Origin of the sequence: Anabaena sp. AL09 (genome assembly GCF_001672255.1) — a bacterium.
In the GTDB taxonomy this organism is placed as follows: Bacteria; Cyanobacteriota; Cyanobacteriia; order Cyanobacteriales; family Nostocaceae; genus Dolichospermum; species Dolichospermum lemmermannii.
In genome coordinates, this window is the sequence record NZ_LJOQ01000045.1 from 24729 (window position 1) to 49134 (window position 24406).

Annotated in this window: 19 protein-coding genes; 10 read left to right on the forward strand and 9 right to left on the reverse strand. The window is 38.1% G+C overall.

The features are described 5' to 3' along the window. The first annotated feature begins 389 nt into the window (after window positions 1-389). From AN490_RS09365 to AN490_RS09375, 3 genes are all read left to right on the forward strand, one after another. Entirely contained in the window at window positions 390-1703 is a 1314-nt protein-coding gene (locus AN490_RS09365; protein ID WP_148766496.1) for a pentapeptide repeat-containing protein, read from the forward strand. A 232-nt stretch (window positions 1704-1935) separates the two neighbouring features. Further along, window positions 1936-3123 carry a C1 family peptidase gene (locus AN490_RS09370; RefSeq protein ID WP_300002216.1) on the forward strand — a complete coding sequence of 396 codons (1188 nt, stop codon included), beginning with the start codon at window positions 1936-1938 and terminating at the stop codon, window positions 3121-3123. 87 nt (window positions 3124-3210) lie between these two features. Further along, a complete protein-coding gene (locus AN490_RS09375; protein WP_300002219.1) occupies window positions 3211-3633 on the forward strand; it encodes a protease inhibitor I42 family protein in 423 nt (140 codons plus the stop codon). On the opposite strand, the gene AN490_RS09380 is transcribed toward AN490_RS09375, so the two are convergent. The 3 genes from AN490_RS09380 to AN490_RS09390 are packed head-to-tail and all read right to left on the reverse strand — an operon-like array spanning window position 3606 to window position 5592. Then, entirely contained in the window at window positions 3606-3917 is a 312-nt protein-coding gene (locus AN490_RS09380) for a hypothetical protein (RefSeq protein WP_300002301.1), read from the reverse strand. The genes AN490_RS09375 and AN490_RS09380 overlap by 28 nt on opposite strands. Then, window positions 3812-4582: a type I methionyl aminopeptidase gene (gene map, locus AN490_RS09385; RefSeq protein ID WP_300002222.1), complete on the reverse strand. Its 771-nt coding sequence runs from the start codon at window positions 4580-4582 to the stop codon at window positions 3812-3814. The genes AN490_RS09380 and map overlap by 106 nt, the downstream gene beginning before the upstream one ends. Before the next feature lie 11 nt (window positions 4583-4593). After that, entirely contained in the window at window positions 4594-5592 is a 999-nt protein-coding gene (locus AN490_RS09390) for a Gfo/Idh/MocA family oxidoreductase (protein WP_300002225.1), read from the reverse strand. Window positions 5593-6213: 621 nt separating this feature from the next. Here AN490_RS09390 and AN490_RS09395 point away from each other — a divergent pair. The 4 genes from AN490_RS09395 to AN490_RS09410 all read left to right on the forward strand — a co-directional run bounded on the left by AN490_RS09395 (window position 6214) and on the right by AN490_RS09410 (window position 15769). Further along, window positions 6214-7143, forward strand: a complete 930-nt coding sequence (locus tag AN490_RS09395) for a sterol desaturase family protein (RefSeq protein ID WP_300002228.1) — start codon at window positions 6214-6216, stop codon at window positions 7141-7143. A 161-nt stretch (window positions 7144-7304) separates the two neighbouring features. Beyond that, a complete protein-coding gene (locus AN490_RS09400; protein ID WP_300002231.1) occupies window positions 7305-13712 on the forward strand; it encodes a non-ribosomal peptide synthetase in 6408 nt (2135 codons plus the stop codon). Between the two features lie 98 nt (window positions 13713-13810). Beyond that, window positions 13811-15220 (forward strand): MFS transporter, encoded by a 1410-nt coding sequence (locus AN490_RS09405; RefSeq protein WP_300002234.1) that lies wholly within the window; start codon window positions 13811-13813, stop codon window positions 15218-15220. Between the two features lie 255 nt (window positions 15221-15475). Beyond that, window positions 15476-15769, forward strand: a complete 294-nt coding sequence (locus tag AN490_RS09410; protein ID WP_271823819.1) for a 2Fe-2S iron-sulfur cluster-binding protein — start codon at window positions 15476-15478, stop codon at window positions 15767-15769. Between the two features lie 76 nt (window positions 15770-15845). Here the strand turns inward: AN490_RS09410 and AN490_RS09415 are convergent, their stop codons facing one another. Beyond that, the gene (locus AN490_RS09415) at window positions 15846-17423 is read right to left on the reverse strand and encodes a SpoIID/LytB domain-containing protein (RefSeq protein ID WP_300002239.1); all 1578 of its coding nucleotides are present in this window, start codon (window positions 17421-17423) and stop codon (window positions 15846-15848) included. Between the two features lie 261 nt (window positions 17424-17684). Here AN490_RS09415 and grpE point away from each other — a divergent pair, with 261 nt between their 5' ends. Together grpE and AN490_RS09425 are read left to right on the forward strand one after the other, a co-directional pair. Further along, entirely contained in the window at window positions 17685-18353 is a 669-nt protein-coding gene (grpE, locus tag AN490_RS09420; protein WP_148766484.1) for a nucleotide exchange factor GrpE, read from the forward strand. Between the two features lie 158 nt (window positions 18354-18511). Then, window positions 18512-18838, forward strand: coding sequence for an STAS domain-containing protein (locus tag AN490_RS09425; protein WP_300002246.1), 327 nt, complete (start codon window positions 18512-18514; stop codon window positions 18836-18838). On the opposite strand, the gene AN490_RS09430 is transcribed toward AN490_RS09425, so the two are convergent. From AN490_RS09430 to hisF, 5 genes are all read right to left on the reverse strand, one after another. Further along, on the reverse strand, window positions 18839-19975 hold the full coding sequence (locus AN490_RS09430; RefSeq protein ID WP_300002249.1) for a SpoIIE family protein phosphatase: 1137 nt from the start codon (window positions 19973-19975) through the stop codon (window positions 18839-18841). A 7-nt stretch (window positions 19976-19982) separates the two neighbouring features. Beyond that, window positions 19983-20756 carry a DUF1350 family protein gene (locus AN490_RS09435; protein ID WP_148766478.1) on the reverse strand — a complete coding sequence of 258 codons (774 nt, stop codon included), beginning with the start codon at window positions 20754-20756 and terminating at the stop codon, window positions 19983-19985. Between the two features lie 120 nt (window positions 20757-20876). After that, entirely contained in the window at window positions 20877-21575 is a 699-nt protein-coding gene (locus AN490_RS09440) for a hypothetical protein (RefSeq protein ID WP_213718523.1), read from the reverse strand. 290 nt (window positions 21576-21865) lie between these two features. Continuing rightward, window positions 21866-22057 (reverse strand): hypothetical protein, encoded by a 192-nt coding sequence (locus AN490_RS09445; RefSeq protein ID WP_300002255.1) that lies wholly within the window; start codon window positions 22055-22057, stop codon window positions 21866-21868. A gap of 104 nt (window positions 22058-22161) precedes the next feature. Beyond that, complete coding sequence (gene hisF / locus AN490_RS09450; RefSeq protein ID WP_300002298.1) at window positions 22162-22935, reverse strand: imidazole glycerol phosphate synthase subunit HisF; 774 nt, start codon at window positions 22933-22935, stop codon at window positions 22162-22164. A 339-nt stretch (window positions 22936-23274) separates the two neighbouring features. Here hisF and ruvB point away from each other — a divergent pair, with 339 nt between their 5' ends. After that, entirely contained in the window at window positions 23275-24378 is a 1104-nt protein-coding gene (ruvB, locus tag AN490_RS09455; RefSeq protein ID WP_300002258.1) for a Holliday junction branch migration DNA helicase RuvB, read from the forward strand. Window positions 24379-24406 lie beyond the last annotated feature (28 nt).

Sequence of the window (24406 nt, forward strand, 5' to 3'; positions counted from 1 at the left end):
GATGAAGATTTGGATAAGGTTTTCATCAGAAGTTATGAATACAATACCATACTCATAGTCAATAAATCAATTATTGGTAAGTACAAACTTAGCTGAACTAGATCAATCTGGGTTACTAACCCTAAAAAAGAATCATCCCACACAGAAATTTTAAATGATCTGTGATAAAATTTACTGCTTGTTGCTTAATGGAGACACAGAATCATAATTATTGGTACTTATCTGCGTTTATCTGCGTTTATCTGCGTTTATCTGCGGTCAAATATTCTAAAAATCTGATTTTATCCAGCTTCATCTTAATTTGGTATTAGAAGTATATAATACTGTGAATGTAAGTATTTTTACGGCGTGGAAATTTATAGTGAGACGATGGGAGGAAAATAAAAATTATGACAATTGAACCTGACTCATCTAACTCAGAAATAAATCAAGAAGATGAATTAGAAACTGGTGGTAGTGATCACTTATTACTAACAGAAGGATTAGAAAAAAAACAAATATCTGGACAATCTGCCTTCAAGACAAATATGATCAAAGGAACTGCGGTTCTGGTTGAGAGCAACTCCAGCCTGCAAACTGCTATCACCCCCAGAATTTTATTATTCACTAGTTTGGCGATCGCCACAACTATCATTAGTATTGTCATTAATAACTCATTTCTGGGCATTTTGGGAACTTTGGCAACCTTAGCGTTATCACTGTTCATCCTCTTTCCGTGGTTGCGAAATGTCATCCAAGAGTGGTTTTCACCTCAAGATAGAAATGTATTTGTGGGTTTAATAGGAGTAATAGTCGGAATAATTGGCTTATTCAGATTTACTAATTTAGGTAGTGGCTTACTGCGTTGGGGAAGAAGAGTTAACTGGGATGCCTCTGGTACTTTAGCAGAATGGTTTGGAGCATTGGGACAAATTGCCATTGCCATTATCGCCGTTTATGTAGCATGGCGACAATATGTAATTTCCAAAGACTTAACTATCCAACAAAACCTCCTGACTGTACAGCAAAATATCATTACCCAACAACAAACCATAGACTCCTACTTTCAAGGAGTTTCCGACTTAGTATTAGATGAAGAAGGATTATTAGAAGACTGGCCGCAAGAAAGAGCGATCGCTGAAGGACGCACCGCTGCTATATTTAGTAGTGTAGATGGCAGTGGTAAAGCCAAAATTCTGCGGTTTCTTTCCCGTTCCAAATTACTCTCTCCTCTCCAGCGCGATCGCCGACTAGGAAGAGCTATTCTAGATGGTAGTGGTGGTTATGCCGAAGATCGTTTAGAAGGAGTGCGCGTCATTGACTTAGGTGTCATGTTAGCAGGTGCAGATTTAGCCGACAATGATTTGCGCTGGACAGATTTAAGTGAAGCCAACCTCATTCGTGCTAATCTCAGCAATTGCGATTTAGTCAAAGCCAACCTTTCCCGCACAATCTTATATGATGCCAATTTGACCAACGCTGACTTAAACGGAGTGCGCCTATTTTATGGTTTACTAGAACAGGCATCCCCCCGCAGTCGCACCGAACCACCCAACTACGAAACAGGAGAACACACCGGCGCAGTTGTGGAAAATGCCGACTTCACCAATGCTCAAAGAATGTCCGAATCTACCCGTTACTATTGCTGTACCTGGTGTGGAGAAAAAACCAGACGGACAATTCCCGGTGGTTGTGAAGGAATTCCCAATAAATTAGGAAGATAAGAGTTAGGAAAATGACCATTCTTTAAGTTTCTAAATCTTTAAAGAAATAATTATACTAAGACGCTTCTCTTTGACCTATCTAACAGGAAATTGACAATTCTTAATATTCAAAAATCTTGGAACTAAATCTACAAACCACAAGTCAACAGCCATACCCATCAATGGGTAAAAAAAACTCTTTAAAAAAAACAGACTAAACCTTAACTAATAAGTTTGAGGATAATTTAATTTGATGAAAAATTCCAAATTTCTGCAAATATCTAGTGCGGCTTTATTGAGTTTGGGAATCTTCCAAAACATAGCTTTTGCTCAACCAATTCAACGCCAAATAAGAATTCCCGCTTCTTCAACTGTAGAGAGAAATTTATCTCAAATAAAAATCAATCCCCTTTATCTTGAACGAGAACAAAAAGCTCCCTTAATCATTAAAAATCAAATACTGGAATTACGCCGTGATATCCAGTCAAAAAATCTAACTTTTGAGGTAGGTTACACCACAGCCTTAGATTATAAACTAGAGCAACTAGCCGCCACTAAAGCACCAGATGATTTACCAACACAGGCTAATATCCAAAATGCCGTTGCTGCACAAATCTTAAATATTGATTTAGCCGAACGCGAGAAATTTGAACGCATTAATCCAGGAGTAATCCCTGAATTACAATTAATTAAAGCTCGTGGCTGCTTTGCTTCCGCAAAATCCTTTGATTGGCGGACTTTCAATAAAGTTACCCCAGTTCGGAACCAAGGAGGTTGCGGCAGTTGTTGGGCATTTGCTACCTTGGGAGCATACGAAGGTAGTAATCTAATTCGGAATAACACCGCTGCTGATGCTTCAGAACAGCAAATTATCAACTGGGGTGGTTCAGGTAGTTGTGGTGGTGGTTGGTGGTCTAAAGCATTTGATTTCCTCATTAGCAAAGGCACAGCTACCGAAGCTACTGTACCCTATACCGCCACCAATAATCCCTACGACCCCAGCATAGCCACTCCCTACCGTTCCATAGCCTGGGGATATGTTAAACCTGATGGTGGAATTCCCACAGTTGCAGAAATGAAACTGGCCATGTGTAAATATGGACCCTTAACAGTTGCTGTCCGAGTTACTCCTGCTTTCCAAGGTTATGTTAGCGGCGTATTTAACGAACAAGCACAAGGTCCTATCAATCATGGTGTCACCCTCATTGGTTGGGATGATCAAAAACAAGCCTGGTTAATCAAAAATTCTTGGGGTACAGGTTGGGGTGACAATGGTTATATGTGGATTGGTTATAACAGTAATAGCATCGGTTATGGCGCAGCTTGGACTCAAGCCAGAAGCAACTTCTATAAATTGTCTCCTGACTTGTTGAAAAAAATCAACATCTTCCAAATCAATCCAGAATTAATTAAAGTTAATTCCAAAAACATCTCTCGATAATTTTTTGATTTTAGGTTGGGTAAAGCGCAAGTTTTATCTAACCTAAATTGATTTTTTTGAATTCACTCGACAAGGTAGATTAAAATTATGACTTTTACCAAGCGAGTCTTTTTGATTATTTCTCTGCTAACTACCTTGACCATTATTTTTCAAGTTAGTAATGCTGCTACTCCTCCCATGTCTAACTCAGAAATCACTGTCAACGATACTAACAATAACAGTCAGATTATTATTCAAAAAGGTAATATTATGATTGTTGAATTGTTAACCAACCCAGGAATAGGCTATAGTTGGCAAATTATTAAAAATGATCCTGATAAACTCAAATCTTTGGGAGATTCAGTATTAAAACCAATAGAAGCAGAAGCCCCTGGAGCATCTGAAAATCAAGTTTTCCGGTTTTTAGCCCAAAATTTGGGTTCAACCATGCTAGAACTTCACTATTTACGTCCCTGGGAAAGAAATCTTCCACCGTTAAAAACTTATAAAATTAACGTCCAAATTCGTTGACAATAAAAAGCATTTTCTCCTTCTTCCTTCTTCCTTCTTCCTTCTTCCTTCTTCCTTCTTTCTTCTTTCTTCTTTCTTCCTCCTTCTTTCTTCCTCCTTCTTTCTTCCTCCTGACTCCTGACTCCTGACTCCTGACTCCTGACTCCTGACTCCTGACTCCTGACTCCTGACTCGGTGACTATAAATTTTCTGGCAAAGTCAGAATTTCTACACCATCTTCGGTGACAGCTATGGTATGCTCGAATTGAGCAGAAAGTAAGCGATCGCTTGTTACCGCAGTCCAACCATCATTCAGCATTTCGGCTTCGTGAGTGCCTTCATTAATCATTGGTTCAATAGTAAACACCATGCCGGCTCTAAGTTTCTTGCCTCTACCTCTGATGCCATAATGGGGAACATCCGGTGCAGTATGGAAAATATTGCTGATTCCATGTCCCACAAAATCCCGCACCACAGAAAAGCCGAAAGACTCCGCATACTCTTGAATCGCTGCCCCAATATCCCCAATTTTTGCCCCTGGTTTTACTTCTGCAATCCCCAACCGCAAACACTCTTGGGTTACCTCTACTAATTTTTGGGCTGTGGGACTAGGATTACCAACCAGAAATGTTTTTGATGTATCACCATGATAACCTTCAACAATGGGCGTAACATCTATATTAATAATGTCCCCATCCTTGAGAATTTGTTTAGCATTGGGAATACCATGACAAATCACCTCATTCACACTGGTACAAATAGATTTAGGATAACCTTTATAACCTAAAGGAGCGCTTTTTGCTCCATGCTTTTGAGTCCATCTTTCCGCTTCATCATTCAATTGTAGAGTGCTAACTCCCGGTTTAATCAAAGGTTCTAAATGTTGTAATAACTTGGCGGCCAAGCTGCCAGCACGGCGCATTTTTTCGATTTCTCGTTGGGATAAAATGACTATGGTTTCGATTTTCATCAATTTTCTATCTACTGTTTTAAAAATATAGTTAGTCCAGTTGTTGCCGCTCTGTGTGCAGCATCTGCTACCTTGAGAGCATATAAGCTTTGTTCTGGGGTGATATATAAGGGACTACCATCAAATAGATGGTCTAATACCATAGTTGTATCTTTGGCAAATAAACCCCGTCGCGTTCCCACTTCAATCAACTTTGTTCCTGCTGCTAAGACTAACATTCCGGTATCACCATCGAGAATTATTTCCCCTTTTTCACCTTGAACTTCTAATTTGCGTTCTGATTGCCACAAAGTTTCCCCCTTACCATAAATTACCTGTGCCAATAATCCACTGTCAAAGCATAATTGGGCTGAACATAAACAGGTTTGGTAATAATCAGACTCAGTTTGCCAATATCGTTGGTGACAATTGACAGTGAAGACTTCACCGAACAAATCAATCAGACGATGTAACCGAGATAATGCCCCAATTAGGGGAAAGCCAAACATCTCATGATTATAAGTCCACTTCCGCGGGGCTGGATGCTGGGGATTCAGGGTACTATAGCGAACATAAAACAAATCACCAATTTGGTCTAGGTATTGTTTTAAAGTTTGATGCCAACCACCCAATAATTCAATGTGTTCGACGTGCAGAAGCTTGTTGACTGTTTTTGCTAAAGCAATCAGTTCTTCAGCTTCTTTGACATCTACAGACAAAGGATATTCAACAATGACGTGTTTACCGCTAGATAAGGCAGCATAAGCAATTTTACCATGATCTTGATTAATGGTGCAGATCACCACCATATCTAAATCTTCCCGTTCTACTAGCTGTTGCCAAGAATCCATCGCTTCAGTTGCGTATTCTTGGGCTAAAACCGCTGTTCTTTCAGGATTGCCAGTTATGGCTATTAAATCAGTTCGAGGATCTTGTAATAACGCCTCAGCCCTGAGTTTAGCCGCATAGCCTGTTCCCACTAAACCGACTCTGAGATTGTGTGTACATAAAGGTAGTTCGTTATTGTCCATAAATTTATCACCAGTTTTCAATGTTTCGGTTTAATGCCATTGGTATTTTATCAACAAGCCACCATCAGGAAATATCTAATACCTCTCTAGTAGTCTGTCAATCCAAAAATGACGGGTAAAGGCAAGCAGGGGGAGAAGAGGGGCAGGGGGGAGTAGGGGAGGAAAAAACAGAAGTTTTTTCCTATCATTACCCGTCAAAATAAATTTGACGAACTTCTAGGGTATTTTTCATCAATGTAAAATATTATCGCTCTTTGGTAATTTTGGAAACATTACCATAAATATAATACAGCTTAAAAATCCTGTAAAACTCAGGATAAAGAAGTAATTAAACGATTTTAAATTTTCAGAGCTGGTTTTTTATGGTTTTTGAGCATTTTTGAATTTCTCATAAATTCGCGTTTGTAAATAATTAGGTTCTGTTATAGGTTTTACATGATATGGTACATAAATTAGAAAATACCCAAAAAATTATACATCTTGTGTATAAAATGTGTCTATTTTCTCCTTTAAATATCAAATCCCCGGATAATTTTCAGAAGTATCTACTAGATTTCTATTTTCCCAATATCTAAGATGATGACACAAATCCAAAATCTGCGAATTTTTTATCCATTCCTAGTGCCATTTATCAGCTCATCTCAGATTTATTGGTTATATATACTTTCGGCTTTGTTACTAGCTTTGATTATATATAAATTAGGGTTATCTCAACAAGATGAACAGATAAATTTAAGACAGTATCTTTTGCCAAAAGCAGTTTATTTACATCCTTCAGCGATCGCTGAATACAAGTATTATTTTTTATCTTCGCTCTTAGAAATATTTGTAATATTGCCAGTTATATTATCTCTACCAAATCTAGCAAATATCATTTGTGATTATTTAACAGAAATTACGCACCTGACAACGCCTTTTTTAATCACCAATCCTTATTGGTACCATTATGTCATATTGAGTATTTTTGTGGCTTTAGCGGGGGATTTTGCCTATTATTGTTACCATTATTTAGCTCATAGAAGTTCATTCTTTTGGGAATTTCATAAAGTTCATCATTCTGCGGATGTATTAACTCCAATGACTGTTTATCGCTCTCATCCTCTTGATTTGCTTTTAAGTATGATCTTTGCGACGGTAATGCTGGGTTTTACTACGGGAATTTGGATTTATTTATTTGGTAATCAAGTATCACATTTATCCATTTATGGAGTTAATTGGGAGATATTTCTCTTTTATTTAACTGGTGCTAACTTACGACATTCTCATATTTGGTTAAACTACCCTCATGGTGTTAGTCATGTGTTGATGAGTCCTGCTCAACATCATATTCATCACAGTGTTGAGCCAAAGCATTATGATAAGAACTTTGGTTACATTCTGTCTTTTTGGGATTGGATATTTGGGACTTTATATGTACCGAAAGGTTATGAAAAGCTGGATTTTGGTCTGTCAGATGGGGAATCAAGTTTATTTAATAATCCAATTAATTTATTGGTACAGCCATTCAAATCTATTTGGCAAAGTTACAACCAAAAGATAAGTAGAGAATAATTTTTTATAGCAGTTCCCATGCAAGTGAGGTACAAGAAGTAATTATGGAACGCAGATAAACGCAGATAAACACAGATAATTTTGTACCTCATTAGATTAGAAACCGCTATATCAGGAATCTAAATACAAATTCAATCAAAAATTAATTGGGAATTATAGTTATGAATAACATGAAATTAGATTTGAGTTCAGATTTATCAAGTACGACTAAAATCATCAATGATTTGCCAGAAAATGGTGTTTGTATCCATGATTTATTTGCAATTCAGGTAAAAGCAGCACCAGATTCAGTAGCGACAATATTTGAAAATCAGCAACTTACCTACCAAGAATTGAATGCTAAAGCTAATCAGTTAGCACATTATTTACAGAGTATTGGTGTAGGTGCTGAAGTAATGGTCGGCTTGTGCGTAGAGCGATCGCTCGATCTGATTATCGGTATTCTTGGTATTCTTAAAGCTGGAGGCGCTTATGTACCTATAGACCCGGCCTATCCCCAAGAACGCATAGCATTCATGCTGGAAGATACTAAGTTGCAATTTGTGGTGACACAACAACAATTGGTAGTATCTCTTCCTGAAACTTCTACAACAATTTGTCTAGATACAGATTGGCAAAAAATTGATTGTCAAAGTTCCCATAATCCAGTGAGTGGAGTCACAGCCGAAAATCTCGCTTATTTAATCTATACCTCCGGTTCTACTGGTAAGCCGAAGGGTGTACAAATGCCTCATTCCAGTGTAACTGCTTATTTACAGGCGATCGCTAAAATCCTACCAGTTAATCATCAAGATATTTATCTCCATACAGCATCTTTCTCTTTTACTGCTTCAGTCAGACAATTATTTTTACCTTTATCCCAAGGTGCAATCAGTATTCTTGCTACTCGTGAACAAACCAGAACTCCTTTAAGTCTATTTGAATTAATTCAAAAACGTGGTGTTACTATTTCTGATGGTGTACCCTCTGTATGGCGATATGGACTCATTGCTTTAGAAAGTTTAGACCAACAATATACAGAATCTCTGAGCGAATCAAAATTAAGATTAATAGTATTTGGTGGCGAATTACTACCCTATCAACTAATTAAAAAGTTACGCAATCTGTTTAAAATACCACCGCAGTTTTTTAATATTCTTGGTCAAACAGAAAGTATTGGCCATGGTTTTTATACTGTTCCTGAAGATTACGATCTTGAAGATGGCTATGTTCCTGTTGGTCATCCTTTAGCAAACATTCAACAAGTTTATGTCCTTAACTCCCAACTTGAACCAGTCAAAACTGGTGAGTCTGGAGAAGTCCATATTGCGGGTTCTACCTTAGCACGAGGCTATCTGAACCGCACCGAGGCAAATGTTGAGAAATTCATCATTAATCCTTTTAATCCTCAACAACGACTCTTTAAAACCGGGGATGTTGCTCGTTATTCAATTGATCGCAATTTAGAAATTCTTGGTCGCATTGATTTTCAGGTAAATATCCGCGGAATGCGGGTTGAACTAGAAGAAATTGAAGCAGTAATTAAACTCCATCCCAGTATTCGAGAAGCCGTTGTTTCTGCCAGAGAAGATGTATCTGGTGGTCAGCGATTAGTTGCTTATATCGTAGTGAATAATCAAGATTTTAATTCGGGAGAATTACGCAATTTTCTTGCCAGCAAACTACCAGATTATATGATTCCCCATACCTTAATGGTCATGGAGAAATTGCCAGTTTTACCTAATGGAAAGTTAGACAGAAAAAGTTTACCCGAACCTGATTTATCAGCAATTCAAAGTGAATTTATCGCTCCGCAAACACCCACACAAGAAATCATTGCTAAAATCTGGGCAGAAGTTTTAGGTATTGAAAAAATTGGTATCCATGATAATTTTTTGGAATTGGGTGGACATTCCCTATTAGCAAGTTTAGTTATATCAAGATTGCGTGAGGCACTATCCCTAGAATTATCAATTGCCAGTTTATTTGCCGCACCAACAATTGCCACATTTAGTGAACAAATTGGCACTTCTGTTCAGAATTTACTGCCAACCTTAGAACCAGTTCCTCGAAATATTGAATTACCACTTTCATTAACCCAGCAGCGTTTTTGGTTTCTCGATCAAATGGAAGGGGCAAATCCTGCTTACAATATTGTCAGAGTTCTCAATTTACAAGGATCACTTAACTTTACAGGACTTGAACAGGCGATCGCTACAATTATTAATCGTCATGAAACCCTGCGTACCAGTTTTGGAATTGCCGATGGTAAACCCATTCAAGTTATTGCTGATAAATTAGCATTTACCTTACCTATAATTGATTTACAAGAATTAGCAGAAGATCACAAAACGGCTGAGGCACAAAGATTAACTACTAATGAATATCTTCGCCCTTTTGCCCTAACTGAATCATCTCTCTTAAGAGTGACATTGATGCAATTGGGGGCAGAATCCCATCAGTTATTAATAATCATGCACCACATCATTTCTGATGCCTGGTCAGTGGGGAATTTTCTCCAAGAATTATCGGTTATTTATTCAGCCTTGACAGCGGGTTTACCTTCTCCCTTACCCAAATTATCAATTCAGTACGCCGACTATGCTTATTGGCAAAGACAATGGCTGGAAAATCAACCCGCGCTTGATTACTGGAAACAACAATTAGCAGATATTCCCGCAGTCATTGAATTACCTACAGATCAATCACGAACAGCAATTCAAACCTTTCGCGGTGATCTTCAGAAATTTCAATTTGATTCCCAACTCACGCACAAACTCAAAAACCTCAGTCAAAAATCGGGTTCTTCCCTATTTATGACACTTCTCACTGCCTTTGTAATCTTACTTTCCCGCTATAGTGGTCAGGAAGATATTATCATTGGTTCTCCCATTAGTAATCGCAATCGTGTCGCGTTAGAGCCATTAATTGGCTTTTTTGTGAATACCTTAGTTTTACGGACTCGTCTGGAAGGAAATCCCACATTTATAGAATTACTCCAACAGGTGCGACAGATGGCACTTGATGCTTATGCTCACCAAGATGTCCCCTTTGATCAACTTGTAGAAACCCTCCAACCTCAGCGCCACCTCAGTCATAGTCCCTTATTTCAAGTCATGTTTGTATTGCAAAATTCTCCCTCGTCAAAACTGGAATTAAGAGATTTGCAAGTTACTCAAATAGAACTACAAAGAGCGACTGCGGGGGCAAATTTTGATTTAACCTTATCAATGCAGGAAAAAGATTCAGAATTGGGAACTGAATTGATCGGTGCATTTGAATATAATGCTAATTTATTTAATGCTGATACTATTGCCAGGATGGTTGAGAGTTTTCACACCTTAATTGAGGCAGTTGTGGCTAATCCTCAAGAACGGATTAGGACATTACCTTTACTAACAGCATCCCAAGAACATCAGTTATTAGTTGAATGGAATAATACGGTAACTGATTATCCGCAAAAATCCATTCATCAATTATTTGAGGAACAAGTAGAAAAAACACCTGATGCAGTGGCATTAGTATTTGAAGATCAGCAATTAACCTACAAACAATTAAATTTACAAGCTAACAAACTAGCTCATTATTTGCAGTTTCTGGGTGTAGAACCAGAAATATTAGTGGGTGTTTATTTAGAACGTTCTTTGGAAATGATAGTAGGATATTTGGGCATTTTTAAAGCTGGTGGTGCTTATGTGCCACTCGATCCTAACTATCCCCCAGAACGCCTTAATTATATGGTGGCAGATTCACAAATGTCCATCATTTTGACTCATTCTTCCTTACTCCCACATTTATCATTAACCCTAGAGCAATCACAAACTAAAATTATTTGTTGGGATAAAGATTTTGAAATTGAAATTGCCAGCCAAAGTTGCGATAATCCTATTAATAATTTCACCCCGGAAAATTTAGCTTATGTCATCTATACTTCTGGTTCTACAGGAAGACCTAAAGGTGTACTAATTCAACATTCAGCATTATTAAATCTAGTATTCTGGCACTTAAATAATTTTCAAGTAAAATCATCAGATCGAACTACACAGTTAGCCGGAACAGCCTTTGATGCTGCTGTTTGGGAATTATGGTCTTATTTAGTAGTGGGAGCGAGTATATATTTAATTAAATCAGAATTTTTGCTTTCACCAGAAATACTTCAAGAGAAATTGACATCACATCATATTACGATTAGTTTTATTCCTACACCCTTAGCAGAACAATTATGTCTTTTACCTTGGTCAGAAAATACAACTTTGCGAACGATGTTAACTGGTGGAGATAGACTTAATTCTTATCCATCAAATAAGTTACCATTTAAGTTTTTTAATAACTATGGTCCCACCGAAAATACAGTAGTTACAACCTCTGGACAAATTTTACCAGAAGCATCAGATAGTAAATTTCCACCTATAGGTCTTCCTATTGCCAATACTCAAGTTTACATTCTCGATCGCTATCTTCAACTCCTACCGATTGGCGTTTATGGAGAAATCTACATTGGTGGACTAAGTTTAGCCAGAGGGTACTTAAATCGTCCTGACTTAACATCTGAGCGATTTATTGCTAATCCTTTTGTGGCAAATGAACGACTTTATAAAACTGGAGACTTAGGACGCTATTTACCAGACGGAAATATTGATTTTCTGGGACGGATTGATCATCAAGTTAAAATTCGGGGTTTTCGGATTGAACTAGGAGAAATTGAAACAGTATTAAGCCAACATCCTCAAGTTCAGCAGGTAGTAGTAATTGTCCGCGAAGATCATCCAGAAAACAAGTATTTAACGGCTTATATTGTTAGTAAAACAGAAACATTGACCAGTAGCGAATTACGTCAATTTCTAAAAGGAAATCTGCCTGAATATATGATACCTGCGGCTTTTGTTATGCTCAAAGCCTTACCTTTGACTCCTAATGGTAAAGTTGACCGGCGGATTTTACCAAAGCCAGAAACAACTAATTTAGCCCTAGAAACCGCTTTTGTTGCCCCTGTGACCGCGCTAGAAACAAAATTAGCCGAAATCTGGTGTACAGTATTAAATCGGCAGCAGGTAGGCATCTATGATAACTTCTTTGAATTGGGGGGACACTCTCTCCTGATCACATCTGTAATATCTCGCATTCGAGAACATTTTTCCATAGTTCTGCCGCTGCGTTCTCTATTTACAGCCCCGACTATCGCTGAACTTAGTCAATTAATAATTACACATATACTGGATGCCATAACAGTTGATACCTTTCCACCGCTTGTCCCTCACGCACGAGACACTTCTATTCCCCTGTCTTTTGCCCAAGAGTCTATCTGGTATTTACAACAATTAGCTCCTGAAAGTTGCGCCTACAACAGCTTTTTTATTTTACGTTTTACTGGCTCTCTTTCTGCAATTGCGTTGGAGTCCAGTTTCAATGAAATAATTCGTCGTCATGAAATATTACGCACGGCTTTTACGATAGTAGAAGGTCAACCTGTACAAGTAATTACTCCATTTCTAACTATTCCATTAGAGATTATAGACTTACAAAACCTACCCTTGATAGAGCGAACATCGGTCGCAGAAAGACTAGCTGCGCTGCAATATAATCACCATTTTGATCTGGCTTTAGTCCCGCTCATCAAAACAACTTTACTGCGACTAACTCCAGAAGAACATTGGTTGACAATAAATATGCACCATATCATCACAGATGGTTGGTCATTTGGTTTGTTGTTGGAGGAGTTGGGAATCCTCTATGCAGCTTTTGTGAATGGTTTACCTTCACCCCTACCGGAATTACCTGTTCATTACGCAGATTTTACCCTCTGGCAACGGCAATACTTTAATGAAAAGGTCATAGAAAAGCAATTGGCTTACTGGCTACAAAAGCTAACTAATACTTCACTAGAATCTAATGAAATATCTAGCAATCAGCTACAGTTGAGTAACGAAAATACCAGCGCAGCTATTTATTCTGTGGTTCTGCCAGCGTGTATTGTAACATCAATCGAAGCTCTCTGTCGTTCTCAAAAGGTCAGCATTTTTGTAATCATTCTCACTGCTCTAAATATACTTTTGTTCAAGCGCAATAGTAAGAACGAAATTTTAGTCATGGCAACTATTGGTAATCGGAGTCCGGTGGAAACTGAAAAAATGATCGGTTGTTTCATCAACGATGTAATTTTGAGATCCGATCTCTATTCTGAGCAAACTGGAGAAATTCTTTTAGAACAAGCCCAAGAAACTCTCACAGAAGCAATGAACAATAAAGAGATTGCCTATCAAACAGTCATTGACACTATTTCCAGTAAACAACCATTGAATATCTCAGCAGCCCTAACTATGTTACCTCCACAAAATTGGCATAACTGGATATTAGATGTTGACTTTGTATCAATAAAGCGCGATCTCGACTTGTGGGATGGAGAAATTCCCTTAGAAATTTATGTTTCTTCACCTTCAGTAAATAATCCCACTATGGAAATTAAGGTTTTCTACAGCACGGAGTTATTTACCAATGAAACCATCGAGGTTTTGTTTAGCGATTACCAGCAAATTCTTCAGCAGCTTGTCCAAGATCCAACTATTCAAGTTTGTGGATTTTTTGATTGGTGAACATTGCAAGAGTTAGATCCCCCACTTCTCTAAGAAGTCGGGGATCTGACATTAAACCATGAAGCTTTGCCACAAATTCACTAATAATCACTATTACCATGTTAGAAAACAGCCCACCAGAGTTGCAACAACAACCCAGATTTGGATCGTCTTTATTGAGATGGACTGAGTATTTCTCCAGTCAGTCAGGAGAGATAACTCAAAGCATGAGCGTTTTCATCTTGATCTGGTTTGGTCAAGTTTTATCCCTAGTTGGCTCGCGGACAACGGGTTTTGCGCTCAGTATTTGGGTCTATCAACATACGAATTCCACAACTCAATTTACACTGCTGATTCTCTCCACCACCCTACCGGCAATTTTGATCTCTCCCATTGCTGGTGTGGTTGTCGATCGCTGGAGTCGGCGCTGGATCATGATTATTAGTGATTTCTGTGCAGGTTTATGTACCTTACTAATTGCTTGGTTATTTATCAGTAATCACTTAGAAGTTTGGAGTCTGTGCGTAGTCAGTGCGATTAGTTCCAGTTTCAATGCTTTTCAGGGACTAGCCTATTCCTCCGCGACTACATTACTTGTGCCAAAAGCACAACTTGGTCGTGCCAGTTCGATGACACAGATCAGATTAGCGATCGCTGAAATTCTCTCCCCTGTATTAGCCGCAGCTTTATTAGTAACTGTAGAATTTTCAGGAATTGTCATCATTGATTTATCTACATTAATCTTGGCATTGATCTGTTTGCTGGTAGTTAAATTTCCCGAAATTTCGTCCACAGAAAATCCTGATGTCGAAACTAATTCATTTTGGCAACAAATAACCTTTGGCTGGAAATATTTAGTGGCACGTCCTGGACTACTCGGATTAGTCATGTTCATTGCCATTATCAACTTTCTCGTTGGTAGTGCAGAAGCTTTAACTACACCCTTAGTGCTTTCCTTTGCTTCCGCTCAATCTCTAGGGACTATCTATTCTATTGCTGGTTTTGGACTATTACTGGGCAGTGCCGTGATCAGCATTTGGGGCGGGTTAGAACGCCAGATCAATACTATATTTGTGTCAATGATATTTTTGGGCATCTTCTACGTATTAGCTGGGTTGACGGCTTCAACAATTGTCTTTACGATCGCCAATTTCTTGATATTTTTTATATTTCCCATCATCAATGGATCAATTCAAGTCATCTATCAGAAAAAAGTAGCGCCAGAAGTACAGGGAAGGGTCTTTGCTTTTCGCAGTGCTGCCGTACAGGGGTTTTTACCACTTTCCTACCTAACCTGTGGAGCATTAGCTGATCAATTTTTTGAACCAATCATGGCAAAAGATGGAGCTTTAGCCCATAGCATTGGACAGATTATTGGGGTTGGTCATGGTCGCGGCATGGGTTTAATGTTTATCATTCTGGGTCTGTTTTCTCTAGTCGCAACATTGATTGCCTACTTGTATCCGCGTCTTTGCTGCGTAGAACATGAACTACCTGATGCAATTCCCGACCAACCAGAGGTTTCATAAAGCCGTCATCAAAAAATGTCCCCAAGATGCACTTTGACATCTACCCCACTGCGGATTTTATATAACGAAAACTTATTGGTAATAAGTAACTAAATTTCATTACTAATCGGGGTCAATTTTCTGTTATAAATTTTAACTTTTCCCTTAGTATCAGAATTGAAGCAAATTTAAACCAGCGGCTAATCCCATCAGAATAGCTGTAATGTTTGCTTGAAAATAACTTATACTGCCGATTTCACAACAGAGGATAATTAAATGGCTACTTACAAAGTTACTCTCATCACTCCAGACGGTACTAAGACTATAGACTGCGATGACGACACTTATATTTTGGATGCAGCAGAAGAAGCTGAATTTGACTTACCCTTCTCTTGTCGGGCTGGTGCTTGCTCAACCTGTGCAGGTAAAATTATTTCCGGTACTGTTGACCAATCTGATCAATCCTTCTTGGATGATGATCAAATCGAAGCTCAATATGTATTGACTTGTGTGGCTTATCCTACTTCTGATGTCACCATCGAAACCCACAAAGAAGAAGACCTTTACTAAGCTTTAGTCACAAGAATTTAGTCCAAACAGGGGATTGGGGATTGGCGACTGAGTATGAGTTTTACCAATTCCCCAATTACCTGCTCCTTTTAATTTTAGTCCCCGGATAATAGAACTCCAGAATCTTGGCACTAGACCAACCTAATTTGGCTAAATTCTGAGCGCCTGTTTGGCTTAAACCCACTCCATGCCCTAAACCACCACCAATAAAAGCATATCCCCACAGATTTGTTTGACCTTTATTCAATGGTTGAATGTAAAAGAGGGTGCTAATGGGAGCAGCAAAGGCACTGCGAACCTCGTCTTTTTGTAAGGTGAAAACGCCAATATCAGTTTTCACAGCCAGTTTTAAAATCCGGCCACTGGAACTGCGTTCAACCACAGACATGGCTTGAATTTTTTTGAACTTGCTATAGGGGCTTTTTTGGGAATGTAAGAATTTCTGCAAGTCTTGGGTAATCCTATTGATGTCCGTTTCTCTGTGCCAACGGAATACATCCCATTTACTCTCATTAAATCCCGCTTTAAGATTGATAAATTTCTCGAAGTTCTGATCATTTGCTAAATTCTGACTCGATAAGTTCCAAAGATTTTGATTAGCAGCATCTAGGACAGGTTTTAAATAAGGACGATCTTCTCCATTCCAGATATCACTAAAGTTAGCGGTAACACCACCTGTAGTGGAAGAATATAAAGCATCAACTATTTCGTTATTATAAGTGAGTACCTGACCTCTGGTTGAGGCGATCGCCTGATCTGTATTTTTGGCAACTCCGCTGAGTCCTTGATAAACTTGACAGTGAGTGTCAGCGCATAACTGATAATTATCTACCGCAAATCTGCGGAGGTTTCGCAAGGCATAGGTGCGAGCAATAATTGCTTGTGCTTCTAAGGCTGCCATTGGCGCATTTATCCCAATTTCATGGGGTAAAACTCCCCGCACATAAGTTTCCAATGGGACTGTATTTACTAAAGTATAATGCCCATAGGCGTTGGGCTGCAAGGTCATTTTTCCCGGATAAACACGCTTTGGTTGGGGCTGTTCATCTGTATTCACCTTAATTGAGTCTTTACCAGCAGTTATTTCTAGATAATTAGGACTATAATTTTTACCATTTACTACCCAAGTAATTTTTGGTACTTTTGATAAAATGTTGGTTGCCAAGTAAGCATTTTTATCACCGGATGTTTCTATACTTTTTAATAGTAACCGACGAATTAAGGGAGTGCTGTAAACGTCCCGTTTTGCCCATACTTGCCAACGTTCTGGTTGGGATATTTCCACTTCTATCCCCAGGGAACGCCAGTGGTTAGCGTTATCTTCCGCTGTTTCAAAGGTGCGAAAGTCACCCAGCACTAAGACTTCCTGAACCACTGTTTGGGTTAAGGGCTGCATGACTGTTGTTAACTGGATGGGTTTGTCGGTGACTAGGGTTTGTTGCTGAGTACCCACTGTAAATTTTAATGTTAAGCGATCGCCTTTTGTGGGTGCTAATTCTAACTTGTCTGTGGGTTTAGCCCCAAATCGTTGGACAATACCAATTTGCAATTTTACATCCTGGTTGTTGCTTACGGGTTCTGATGCGGCAGCCAATCCCAATAGGCACAAGGTTGTTATTAATCTGTAGGAAGAAGGCCAAATAAATATTTTCATGAAAACTAATTCTAATTGCCCTTATGCTGTCGGAGTGGTTTTAAATTAATTAACTCAAGTTACTCATGATAATAAGATGCAGGGCGGCAGGATGAATCACAAATTACTAATAATCAACTTAGATAATTAGTAACGGGGAATATTAGATATTTTTAACTTACGCGCTTCTATAATACCATTACGTCTTTTTTTCAGCACACTTGCAAATCAAACTCATTATGAGTATGATTTAACTAAATCTTGCTTTATCACCCATATTTTATGCTGGAAATTGATTTTACCGAGAATTTGCGGAATTTAATGCAAACAGTCGGTTATGAGAGTTTTAAATCTTTAAGTCGTGCTGCTGGTGTTTCACAATGGCAAATTTTGCAGTTGCGGAGGGGAAAAATCGGACAAATGCGGATAGAAGTATTGATAAAACTATCAGAGATTTTACAGATATCTTGGACTGAGTTGGTAGAAAATTTCAGCGTTGATGGTTTATCTTCAAGTTTCCACAAAACTCATTCCTCTCATAAAAATATAGACTTATTAAAGCAAATTACAGATTTACAAGTTGAGTATGAACGATTAACATTGTCAATGTTAGAACAAAGAGAAGGATTAAAACAGGAATTTCAGCGGTCAAGTTTACAAATATTGGAATCTTTAATATTACAATGGCCAACAGCAGCACATAGAGCCAGGGAAGATCACCAGTTATCAGCAGTAAAGATATTACCTTTGGTAGATACGCCTTTAAAAAGATTATTACAGGATTGGAATGTAAAAGCGATCGCTTCTGTAGGCACAGAAATCCCCTATAATCCTCAATTCCATGAATTATTAGCAGGAACAGCACAACCAGGAGAGATTGTTAAAGTCCGTTATACAGGTTATATGCAACATGATCAGCTTTTGTACCGAGCTAGAGTAAGTCCCAGATAAAGTTTATGCTCTTTTGAGTTTGATGGTTATTTGCTGATGAATTTATTGAAAATTACTTCATATTTTTGTGTACTAAATACCTTTCTATAATCTAATGTTAGGATATATTAATAAAATTAAAATCAGCACATTCTTAAATAAATCAAAATTAGAATATTATGAATCAGCAGGTGAAAGTGATTGCAATCAGTGGGAGTTTTAATGCTACTAACTCACAAAATTTTCAACAAAGTATTAAAGAAGTAATTGATGAGAGAATCTCCATTGTGTTGATTGACTGTCATCATGTTACCTTTATGGATAGTTCTGGATTAGGCACTCTGATTTTAACATTTAAAGCTTTACAGGAATCGGGAATAAAGATGGTTATTTGTTCAATTAATGAGCAAGTTAGGATGCTATTTGAATTAACTGGTATGGATGGCAAATTTACAATTGTTCCTAGTCAAGAAGCATTTGAAAATATTTTGCTTTCTGCTACTTGATTAATCAAATTTAACTTGAAGAATAGATAAATCATCCTCAAATGTCTCTTTGGAGTTTAAGTTAATTAGGTAATCCAGGATATAATCAAGTTGGTTATCAACAGAATACTGTAAGCTAATTAAAATCTGAATAAAACCTTCTAAACTCCAAAGAGTACCATTTGATTGAGTGATTTCGTAAGCACCATCACTAAAAATATAAAGGATGCTAGATTTTTCAATCTGACAATACGCATCTGTATATTTAGCTTCAGGAAACATTCCTACAGGCATTCCTGGAGTTTTTAATCTTTTTACGTCTGTATGAGTAGGAGAATTGCCAGAGAGGATAATAGCTGGTGGATGTCCAGCACTAGAGTATGTTAATTGACGGCTAACTCGATTATAAACTCCATACCAAATCGTAAAATATTTATCATTTTGATAATTCATTTGAAAGGTATTATTTAAAGCTGCCAATACCTCACTAGGTTGATAGTAATTTAAATCTTTGAGCGCACGGGAACGTAAGAGATTTAGTACAGAAATTGAAGGTAGAGTAGCTTTAAGTCCATGACCGGCAACATCTAGTAGGTAAATGGCTAAAGTATCAGCATCAAGCCAATTATAATCAAAACAATCCCCACCAAGTTGCCGTGATGGCAAAAACGTAAACTGGATACTCAGGGGGTTATTTACAGGCAGGGGTAAAAGGGATTTTACATATTCTGTAGCTTCGGCTAATTCTGTTTCTAAAAGTAGCTTTTGGGTCTGTAAATCCTGACTTAATTGATGTAGACGTAAACCGGCTCTAACTCTTGCTTGTAATTCATTGTGTTCGATAGGTTTGGAGATAAAATCATCAGCACCAGCATCTAATCCCTTAACTCTATCTGCGACGGAATCTAAAGATGTTAATAAAATAAAAAATGTGGTAGATAATTTGGGATCTTTTTTAATGATATTACATACTTCTATCCCACTTAATCCCGGCATAATCCAATCACATATAATTAAGGCTGGAGGTGAATCCAGAGTTCTTAAAATTCCTTCTTCTCCTGTACTCGCAGTAATAACTTGATAACCTTGTTTTTCTAAGATTCTTTTGAGGAACATTTGGATGGGTCGGTCATCATCAATAATTAGGATTTCAAACATGAGATTATTAGGAAAGGGGATTTAACCAAAACAATATAACTTGTTTTAATTGATTTAAATCTCGATAGACTTCTTGTTTTAACCATTGTCCTAAAGCATCAAAGGGGCTAAAAGAACTTCCTGGTTGCCATTTAACATCTTGTCCTAAAGGTGTGGTATGAGTGCCTAATAAGGTTTGTGTTGTTACCATATTAGGAAAGAGTTGTTCTAAAATTCTTGTTAAGTTTGCTGATTGATCCAGGGTATCTTTATTAAATCTGATTACTAAATTCCGCCGAATCTGATAGCTGTCTTGGACTATTTGGTTAGTTTGTGCGGGTGTAGGTGTAAATTCAATGTCTAATTGGGAATTGAACTGGGAATTTAACTGTTCTACTAATGGTATGGCTTCATTGGCAGCAAAGTTATTAAAGGATATTAAAATATTACCAGCCCGTTGGATTGGAAACAGGCTACCAATTAGTAAATGGAGTTTACAACCCATGCTATGTCCGACTCCATAGGTGGGAAGGTACAGCTTGCGGAGTTTTCCAGCGTCTTGTAACTTTTCTAGGGTATATTCAAATTTAAGTTGGACAGATTTAGCGATCGCTATATGATCTAATGTATTGACAAAAGGTGTGGCAATAATGACGTATCCTTGATCCGCTAAATTTTCAAGTAACCAACGATAAGTTAAATGTGGTAAAGTGGCGACAAATGCACCACCTAAAAAATGAATGATCCCAATGGGATTACGGGGAATAAGTACCCAATTGCCTCTAATTTCTTGCCAGTTCATGTTAAAATAGGAGTCAGGAGTCAGGAGTCAGGAGTCAGGAGTCAGGAGTCAGGAGAAGAAAGAGAAGGAAGTATTTTCTATAGATATATTTTACATTTACATCTAAACATATATCAAGTATTAACTCTGACTTTGCAAGTTTTTCATTTCCTGCTGTACATCTAGGGAAATTTGCAAAGCTTCATTTAATAATCTACCATGTTCGGTTGCTTCTTCAGTAACTTGCATTGATGCCAAAGCGGCTAAATTATTGGTAAATAAATCAGAATTAGTGATAATAAAACTTTTATTTTCTCGCAAAATTCTCTCTGTTTTTAAAGCGCGGATTAAATCATTTCTAGTTAATTCAAGTGCTAATAATACTTTTTCTCTTGCTTGTATACTTACTCCTAAGTTGCCAACATCTTCAATTTGGTCGTTAATATCTATAGCTTTAATCACGGAATTATATCTTTCCACATCATTTAGTAAAATCCGTAAAGAATTTGTCATATTCTGTTTGAGAAACTTACTTTTGCCTTTCCATAATAAATATAATAGAATTTGTATACTCCCACCTGTCCATAAAACGAAGATAATTAATGATAGCCAAGATGATAGTTTTACTAACAGGTAAGTACAAACAGAAATAGCAAGTACAGCGAAAACCACAGTAGCAATTACAGTAGCAATTTCTGTTTTTTGAGCTTTCTTTAGCAACCTTATACCGAATTGCTGAATAACATCAGTAATAATTATTAATTTATTATGAACAGGTAAGTTAGTCGCATCTTGAAGTTGATCATGACTAATATCCAATCCCTGTAAATCATCTCGCACAGTTGCTAAATCCTTAACATACTATTGATTTAGTCTAATATAACAAGTGGATTTCCAGAATGGCAATTAATCGGTGATTTTAGGGGTATTCAATGTTGATAATGTGTAAGAAATAAATGTTGATACCATCAAAAACCAACCACTTTTCAAGTTCTACATGATTCTTCCCTCTTCCCTCTTCCCTCTTCCTCCTCTTTCTTCCTTCTTCCTTCTTCCTCCTCTTTCTTCTTCTTTCTTCCTTTCTTCCTTTCTTCCTCCTGACTCCTGACTCCTGACTCCTGACTCCTCCCTTAAGTTACTTGCAACAAATAGCTCATGCAGTTACCCATTAAAAAATAAACTACTAGCATTGCGGCTGCGGCCAATGCTACTAGTATACCAGCCAGCATCAGCGAAAATTCTTTATGCTCATAAGCTTTTTCCATCAGGTGTAGCGACCATGCTACAAGTGCCACATCAAAGATTAAAATAGGAACCAACATATTTCTTAATATTTCTTCATAGAAGTACCCTTATCTTAACACTGTTTTGGATAACTGTGTTTTATCTTCAACAGATGCAGTTGGTCGCTTTCTTCTGTCTAATATCAAGTAGGAAGACGGACCAGAACATGGCGTTCTTGCAAATAAGTTTTAATTTGTGCTACACTTAGCTTCCCAAAATGTAACAAAGACGCTAAAAGTGCGGCTTCAGCTTTACCTTCCGTTAATGCAGTGTGAATGTGTTCACAATTTCCCGCACCACCAGAAGCAATCACGGGAATTTCTACAGCATTAGCGATCGCTTTTGTCAAGTCCAAATCATAACCAGCTTGAGTACCATCAGCATCCATACTCGTCACCAACAGTTCTCCAGCCCCTCGTCTTGTGACTTCTTCCGCCCACCATAGAGCATCAATACCAGTATTTTCTCTACCACCGCGAACGTATACATCCCAGCCAGGATTCTCAGGATCAAGCCTACGTCTAGCATCAATAGCTACAACAATACACTGATTACCAAAGCGATCGCTGGCATGATTAATTAAATCTGGATTTCTGACCGCCGCCGAATTAATACTAACCTTATCCGCCCCGGCTCGTAACAAATCTTTAACATTTTCTAAGGTTTGAATCCCACCACCCACAGTCAGGGGAATGAAGACCTGTTCAGCAGTCCGGTAAACCACATCAATAATCGTGTCCCTGTCTTCATGAGTAGCCGTAATATCTAGAAACACTAACTCATCTGCACCGGCTTCATTGTAAACCTTGGCCAGTTCTACAGGATCACCAGCATCCTTGAGATCCACAAAGTTAATTCCCTTCACAACTCTGCCCGCCTTGACATCTAGACAAGGTAAGATTCTTTTAGCCAACATAATGACGTTTTCACTCCCGGTAATTGCTAGGAATTTAAATTGTAAAGGCAATTGGGGAATAGTTGACAAGATAGGATCAACATATAACAGATCTTGTCCAGACGAAAAACTAATTAAACAAATATACAGGCAAGAGGCAAGAGTAAAGAGTAAAGAAGTTTTCAGCGATTTTACATTTCTTTACACAGTTTGGTTTTATTGTGTTCACCTACTTAATGAAATAAATATTTATATTGTGAAAATAGTATCTGTATTCTCAACTAACCCCAAATATCCTATACTGATTTTACTTATGAACTGCTAAATCCCTATTTCTGTACTTCTGAATCCCTGAAAATTATGGCGATTATCTCTTCCAAAAAACAGCCTCCAGAACCCAATGGAGAACCCAAACAGCAAAGGGAATCAGCAAAAGTAGCCCCCCCCGCAGAAAATCTGTTACAATCGGAAGCGGCTATTAATGAACAAGGGAAACCAGAAGAGAGTATTCGTCCCCAGCGCTTTGCTGATTACATCGGCCAAAAGGATTTAAAGGATGTTTTAGATATAGCCATTAAAGCCGCTAAATCTAGGGAGGAAGTCATGGATCATTTGCTGTTGTATGGACCACCAGGTTTAGGTAAAACCACAATGGCAATGATTTTAGCATCAGAAATGGGGGTAAGTTGCAAAATTACCAGCGCCCCAGCATTAGAACGGCCACGGGATATCGTGGGGTTATTGGTAAACCTGAAACCAGGAGATGTGCTGTTTATAGATGAAATTCATCGGTTATCACGGATGACAGAAGAAATTCTGTATCCAGCGATGGAGGATTATCGCTTAGATATTACGGTGGGTAAAGGTTCTAGTGCCAGAATTAGAAGTATACCTTTATGTAAATTTACCTTGGTAGGAGCGACAACTCGCGTCGGAGCTTTAACTTCACCCTTGCGCGATCGCTTTGGCTTAATTCAAAAGTTGCGTTTTTATGAAGTTGAGGAACTGACTAGGATTGTTATCCGCACCGCTGAATTATTACAAACTCCAGTTAATCTAGATGGGGCGACAGAAATCGCCAAACGTTCACGGGGAACACCAAGAATAGCCAATAGATTATTAAAAAGAGTCCGTGATTATGCGGAAGTGAAATCTTTCCTGGAAATTAATGCAACTGTTGCAGCAGAAGCATTACAACTATTCCAAGTAGATCCTTGTGGATTAGACTGGACAGATAGAAAAATGCTCAGTGTGATTATTGAAAACTTTAATGGTGGGCCAGTGGGTTTAGAAACCATCGCTGCTACCACTGGGGAAGACACCCAAACCATTGAAGAAGTATATGAACCATATTTAATGCAAATAGGTTATTTAAGCCGGACACCCAGGGGGAGAATCGCAACTAAAGCAGCCTATCAACACATGGGTTTTAAGCCACCTAATGAGCAATTATCATTACTGTAGACCAGATTCCCGACTTCTTGAAGAAGTC

Coding starts and splice junctions, on each gene's coding strand:
- hisF (WP_300002298.1), bottom strand. CDS start 22,935: ATGTTGGCTAAAAGAATCTTACCTTGTCTAGATGTCAAGGCGGGCAGA.
- AN490_RS09390 (WP_300002225.1), bottom strand. CDS start 5,592: ATGGACAATAACGAACTACCTTTATGTACACACAATCTCAGAGTCGGT.
- ruvB (WP_300002258.1), top strand. CDS start 23,275: ATGGCGATTATCTCTTCCAAAAAACAGCCTCCAGAACCCAATGGAGAA.
- map (WP_300002222.1), bottom strand. CDS start 4,582: ATGAAAATCGAAACCATAGTCATTTTATCCCAACGAGAAATCGAAAAA.
- AN490_RS09435 (WP_148766478.1), bottom strand. CDS start 20,756: ATGAACTGGCAAGAAATTAGAGGCAATTGGGTACTTATTCCCCGTAAT.
- AN490_RS09415 (WP_300002239.1), bottom strand. CDS start 17,423: ATGAAAATATTTATTTGGCCTTCTTCCTACAGATTAATAACAACCTTG.
- AN490_RS09370 (WP_300002216.1), top strand. CDS start 1,936: ATGAAAAATTCCAAATTTCTGCAAATATCTAGTGCGGCTTTATTGAGT.
- AN490_RS09375 (WP_300002219.1), top strand. CDS start 3,211: ATGACTTTTACCAAGCGAGTCTTTTTGATTATTTCTCTGCTAACTACC.
- AN490_RS09405 (WP_300002234.1), top strand. CDS start 13,811: ATGTTAGAAAACAGCCCACCAGAGTTGCAACAACAACCCAGATTTGGA.
- AN490_RS09425 (WP_300002246.1), top strand. CDS start 18,512: ATGAATCAGCAGGTGAAAGTGATTGCAATCAGTGGGAGTTTTAATGCT.
- AN490_RS09430 (WP_300002249.1), bottom strand. CDS start 19,975: ATGTTTGAAATCCTAATTATTGATGATGACCGACCCATCCAAATGTTC.
- AN490_RS09400 (WP_300002231.1), top strand. CDS start 7,305: ATGAATAACATGAAATTAGATTTGAGTTCAGATTTATCAAGTACGACT.
- AN490_RS09445 (WP_300002255.1), bottom strand. CDS start 22,057: ATGTTGGTTCCTATTTTAATCTTTGATGTGGCACTTGTAGCATGGTCG.
- grpE (WP_148766484.1), top strand. CDS start 17,685: ATGCTGGAAATTGATTTTACCGAGAATTTGCGGAATTTAATGCAAACA.
- AN490_RS09365 (WP_148766496.1), top strand. CDS start 390: ATGACAATTGAACCTGACTCATCTAACTCAGAAATAAATCAAGAAGAT.
- AN490_RS09410 (WP_271823819.1), top strand. CDS start 15,476: ATGGCTACTTACAAAGTTACTCTCATCACTCCAGACGGTACTAAGACT.